This is a genomic window from Burkholderia sp. Tr-862 (genome assembly GCF_011753085.1).
GTDB classification, from domain to species: Bacteria; Pseudomonadota; Gammaproteobacteria; order Burkholderiales; family Burkholderiaceae; genus Burkholderia; species Burkholderia ambifaria.
This window is the reverse complement of sequence record NZ_VWWG01000275.1, coordinates 1-4862: the sequence shown is the minus strand read 5'-3', so window position 1 is coordinate 4862 and position 4862 is coordinate 1. Positions and strand designations below refer to the sequence as shown.

Sequence of the window (4862 nt, the reverse complement as noted above, 5' to 3'; positions counted from 1 at the left end):
CAATGCGCGGCTCGACGAGCTTCGCGCGACCGGCGCACGGTTCGCGGATACCGCGCGGCTTTACCAGGCGATGGGCACGCCGCCGGTCGACGGCGCCGGCAAGGACGGGAAAGCCGGGAAAGCCGATACGGCCGGCAATCCCGGCAACGCGGCTCACGACGCCCCCGCCACCCAGGTGCGCACGGCCGCGCCCGACGCGCCGCCGTCACAGCCGTTGCCGCAATAACGCGCGGTTTCCTACAGGCGCACGGCGCGCGGGGTCATCCCGCGCGCCGATCCGCGATCTTCCGCTTGACCCTCACGTAGCGTAACGTTCGAGACTCCAGTGTGCGCACCGAACGGAGGAACGAATGCGACTGAAAGTGGGAGAGCTGGCGAAACGCAGCGGGCTGACCGTCCGCACGCTTCATCACTATCACGCAATCGGTCTGCTGACGCCCTCGGCGCGCGCCGACAACGGCTACCGGCTGTACGACCGCGACGACATCGCCCGGCTCCACCAGATCCAGGCGTTGCGTCGCTTCGGACTGTCGCTCGCCGAAATCGGCGATCACCTGAACCAGCCCGGCACCACCCCGCTCGTCGATCTCGTCGCCAAGCAGATCGCGCTGCTCGACCTTCAGCTCGCGCAGACCGCGCAGCTACGCGAGCGGCTCGTGAGCCTGCACGCCCAGCTCGCGGCGGGCACGGAGCCGGAACTGGCCGATTGGCTCACCACACTGGAGTTGATGACCGTGTACGACAAATATTTCTCCGAGGAAGAACTCGCGCGCCTGCCGATGTACCAGAAGAGCCAGGCGGGCGACGCGGAATGGATTTCGCTCATCGGCGAGGTTCGCGCGCTGCACGACGCGGGCGTGCCGCCCGAGGACGAGCGCGTCCGTGCGCTCGCCGCTCGCTGGATGGCGCTGCTCGTGCGCGACACGAACAACGACCCGCGGCTGCTCGCCAAGCTGAACCTGATGCACGAACGGGAACCGACGATGCAGTCGAAGATCGGCATTTCGACCGCGCTGCGCGACTATGTGCTGCGCGCGACGGCGGAGTCGAAAATGCAGATTTTCGAGAAGTATCTCGCGCCGGACGAGATCCGCTTCATGCGGGCGCATTACGGCGAACGCGCGATGGAATGGCCGCAACTGATGGCCGATGTGCGCGACGCGATCGACGCGGGCGCGACACCCGATTCGCCGCAAGGCCGCGCGCTCGCGCAACGCTGGCTCGAACTGTTCTGCAGCTACGCGGGCCACGATCCGGACACGCATGCGAAATTCCGCCACGCGCTGATGAACGAGCCGGCGCTGACGAAGGATTCGTGGACCGACGACACGCTGCTCGGTTTCGTGCGGGAGGCGATGGCGCAGCTTGCGCCTGCGCGTTGAGCGCATGACGGTGCGATCGGCACGCGGGATGCCCGCGTGCCGATCGCCTGTATCGCGCGCAACAGCCCGGCGGTCGCCTAGTCGTAGTCGCGCACGCTGATCGCGCGCCAGTGCTTGGTCATGTAGCGCAGGAATACGGGCTGGGCCTTCAGGTCCGCATTCGGCGCCGGCGCCGCGCCGCCGTCCATGAACTTGCCCTTGACCGTGACGGTTTCCTCGCCGCGCAACACGTATTTCGTGCCGGCGTCGATCAGGAAGTACTTGACCTGGTCGGCGCTGACGTCGCCGCGGCAGCCGATCCTGTAGGCGAACAGGAACTGCTTGCGGCCGTTGCCGAGCAGGTCGCGCATCTCGATCGACGCGGGCACGACGTCGAGGATCACGTCGACCGGGCATGCCTTCACGTAGTCGCGCACGGTCCAGTCGGGCCGGCCGTCGAGCGTCGCCGACACCTTGAGCTCGACGTCGTCGACGGACGCGGTTCGGGCAAGCGTCACCGCATGCGCGCCGGCCGCATCGGTCCACGTGTAGTCGGCGGCCTGGGCCGGATCGGCCAGCGCTGCGACTGCAAGCAACAGGCAACGCGAAAGGAAACGTCGTTTCATCGGCGATGGCAGTGGAATCGAACGCGCCATTATCGACAAAGCCGCGCGCCGCCACCAGCCGCGCGCCACCGTCAGCGCTCGCGCGAGCCGAGGCCGAGCGCCTTCATCCGCCGGTACAGCGTCCGTTCGCTCATCCCGACGTGCTCGGCAAGCGCCTTGCGCGTGCCGTCGAACGTGCGCGCGATGCGCACGAGCTCCGCGTCCGACAGGCCGCGCGCGTCAGCCTCACGATCCTGCGGCGCCGCTGCCGCCGCGACGAGTTCGGCCGGCAGGTGCTCGACCCGGATCGTGCCGTCGTCCGCGAACAGGCAGGCGCGTTCGAGCACGTTGCGCAGTTCGCGGATGTTGCCGGGCCATGCATATGCATCGAGGCACGCGCGGGCGCGCTCGGTCAGCACGAACGGCCGGGCCGCGAACGGCCGCGCGCTCACGTCGCCTGCGTTGCCGCGCGCGTTCGCGATGCGACGCAGGATCGATTCGGCCAGCAGCGCGACGTCGCCCTGCCGTTCGCGCAGCGCCGGCAGCGGAATCGGAAACGCGTTGATCCGGTAGTAGAGGTCCTGCCGGAACCGGCCGTCGTCGATCATCTCGCGCAGCGGCTTGTGCGTGGCCGCGACGAGCCGGAAATCGGCGCGCAGCGCCTCGACGCCGCCGACGCGCCGGAACGTCCCCGACTCGATCAGCCGCAGCAGCTTCACCTGCATCGGCAGCGGCACGTCGCCGATTTCGTCTAGAAACAGCGTGCCGCCCTGCGCGGTCTCGACGAGGCCCGGCTTGCGCTGGTTCGCGCCGGTAAACGCGCCCTTCTCATAGCCGAACAGTTCGCTCTCGAACAGCGTCTCGGCGATGCCCGAACAATCGACGACCACGAACGGGCCCATCGCGCGGGCGCTCGCCTCGTGCAGTGCTCGCGCGAACAGTTCCTTGCCGGTACCCGATTCCCCGAGCAGCAGCACGGGCAGCATCGACGGCGCGACGCGCTGCAGCGCGCCGAGTGCCGCATTGAACGCGTCGGCGCCGCCGACGAGCCCTTCCGCGCTGGGCTGCGCGGACGCGCTGCGCACCGTCGTCAGCCGCTCGACGTACGCAATCACGTCGCCGCGCGCGTCGAAGATCGGCCGCAATTCCACGTCGACGTGCTCGGGGCCGCGCGGCGTATGGTGAATGTGCAGCACGCGGTTCAGGCTGCGCGACTCGAGCGCCTGCTTCATCGGGCAATGCTCGCCGGCCTGGTCGCACGGCACGTCGTAGTGATGCGAGACCTGGAAGCAGTGCCGGCCGACGTGCTCGACGCCGGCCACGCCGAACTGGCGCCGGTACGCATCGTTCGCCGCGAGGATGCGGTAGTGGGGATCGAGGACGATCATCGGCTGCGGATCCTGTTCCAGATACGCGACGAGCGCGCGCACGTCGGGCATCACGGCGCGCGACGGCGCGGGAACGATCGGAATGGTGTCGTGCGAATTCATGGGGAGGCGAGAAAACGGATGGCCGGACGAACTGCCAGGCGGACTGCCAATTCTGCCACGACACTGCCAGACATGGCAGTCCGCGCTGGCGGCCATTCGCCGGCCGTGCCCGTGACACATCGCGATCGCGCCGAAAATCCGAGCCGAATCAAGTACCTGCCGGATCGCCCAGCCTCGTGGCTCGGATTGGCACGCTTCTTGAACATGGGATTGCCGATTGCCTATGCAGAACCCGATCGAGGACATCCCGTGAGCCATGCCCCCATGCTGTCGGTCGAAGGCTTTTTCGACCCGGCGACCCACACCGTCAGCTATCTGCTGCTCGATACCGCGAGCCGCGCGTGCGCGCTGATCGACAGCGTGCTCGACTACGACCCGAAGTCCGGACGCACACGCACCGCCAGCGCCGACCGACTGATCGCCCGCGTCGCCGAACTCGGCGCGACCGTGCACTGGCTGCTGGAAACGCACGTGCACGCCGACCACCTGTCGGCCGCGCCGTACCTGAAGGCGCACGTCGGCGGCCGGATCGCGATCGGCTCGCACGTGCGTCGCGTGCAGCACGTGTTCGGCACGCTGTTCAACGCCGGCCCCGGCTTCGCCCAGGACGGTAGCCAGTTCGATCGCCTGCTCGACGACGGCGACACGCTCGCGCTCGGCGCGCTGACGATCCGCGCGCTGCATACGCCGGGCCATACGCCCGCATGCCTGACCTACTGCGTCGACGATGCCACGCAGCGCGCGGCGTTCGTCGGCGACACGCTGTTCATGCCCGACTACGGCACCGCCCGCTGCGACTTCCCCGGCGGCGACGCACGCACGCTGTATCGCTCGATCGCGCGCGTACTGGGCCTGCCGCCCGACACGCGCCTGTACCTGTGCCACGACTACCAGCCGGGCGGCCGCGACGTGCAGTTCGTGACGACGGTCGCCGAGCAGCGCCGCGCGAACGTGCACGTGAAGGACGGCGTGACCGAGGACGATTTCGTCGCCATGCGCACCGCGCGTGACGCGACGCTCGACATGCCGGTGCTGATGCTGCCGTCCGTGCAGGTCAACATGCGCGCCGGCCACCTGCCCGAGCCCGACAACAACGGCGTGCGCTACCTGAAGATCCCGCTCGACGCGATCTGAGCCGCCGCCCCGACCGGAGAACCCCGACATGACCATCCGCCCGCTGACCGACCTGCTGTCGGTCTCGCCCCAGATCGCCGCGACCGACCTGCCCGCGCTGCACGCGGCGGGCATCCGCGCGATCGTCTGCAACCGTCCGGACGGCGAAAGCGCCGACCAGCCGACCGTCGCCGAGATCCGCGCCGCCGCCGCGCCGCTCGGCATCGCCGTGCATGACCTGCCCGTCGATACCGGCAAGGTCACCGACGAGCAGGCCGCGCAGTTCGGCGCGA

General features: G+C 69.0%; 5 protein-coding genes and 1 pseudogene. 4 read left to right on the top strand and 2 right to left on the bottom strand.

Annotation, left to right across the window (positions count from 1 at the left end):
* Positions 1-226: pseudogene (locus F3J14_RS33540) on the top strand (RND transporter); the annotation flags it as partial.
* Positions 227-350: 124 nt separating this feature from the next.
* Positions 351-1382 (top strand): MerR family transcriptional regulator, encoded by a 1032-nt coding sequence (locus tag F3J14_RS33535; RefSeq protein WP_166726564.1) that lies wholly within the window; start codon positions 351-353, stop codon positions 1380-1382.
* A gap of 77 nt (positions 1383-1459) precedes the next feature.
* Here F3J14_RS33535 and F3J14_RS33530 read toward each other — a convergent pair whose 3' ends face one another.
* Both F3J14_RS33530 and F3J14_RS33525 read right to left on the bottom strand, forming a co-directional pair.
* The gene (locus tag F3J14_RS33530; RefSeq protein ID WP_166726563.1) at positions 1460-1987 is read right to left on the bottom strand and encodes a DUF4124 domain-containing protein; all 528 of its coding nucleotides are present in this window, start codon (positions 1985-1987) and stop codon (positions 1460-1462) included.
* Positions 1988-2058: 71 nt separating this feature from the next.
* Positions 2059-3456 carry a sigma 54-interacting transcriptional regulator gene (locus F3J14_RS33525; RefSeq protein ID WP_166726562.1) on the bottom strand — a complete coding sequence of 466 codons (1398 nt, stop codon included), beginning with the start codon at positions 3454-3456 and terminating at the stop codon, positions 2059-2061.
* A gap of 249 nt (positions 3457-3705) precedes the next feature.
* Between F3J14_RS33525 and F3J14_RS33520 the strand changes: the two genes are divergently transcribed.
* Positions 3706-4590, top strand: coding sequence for an MBL fold metallo-hydrolase (locus F3J14_RS33520; RefSeq protein WP_166726561.1), 885 nt, complete (start codon positions 3706-3708; stop codon positions 4588-4590).
* Positions 4591-4618: 28 nt separating this feature from the next.
* A partial coding sequence (locus tag F3J14_RS33515) for a sulfur transferase domain-containing protein (RefSeq protein ID WP_247682344.1) occupies positions 4619-4862 on the top strand: 244 nt, incomplete at its 3' end.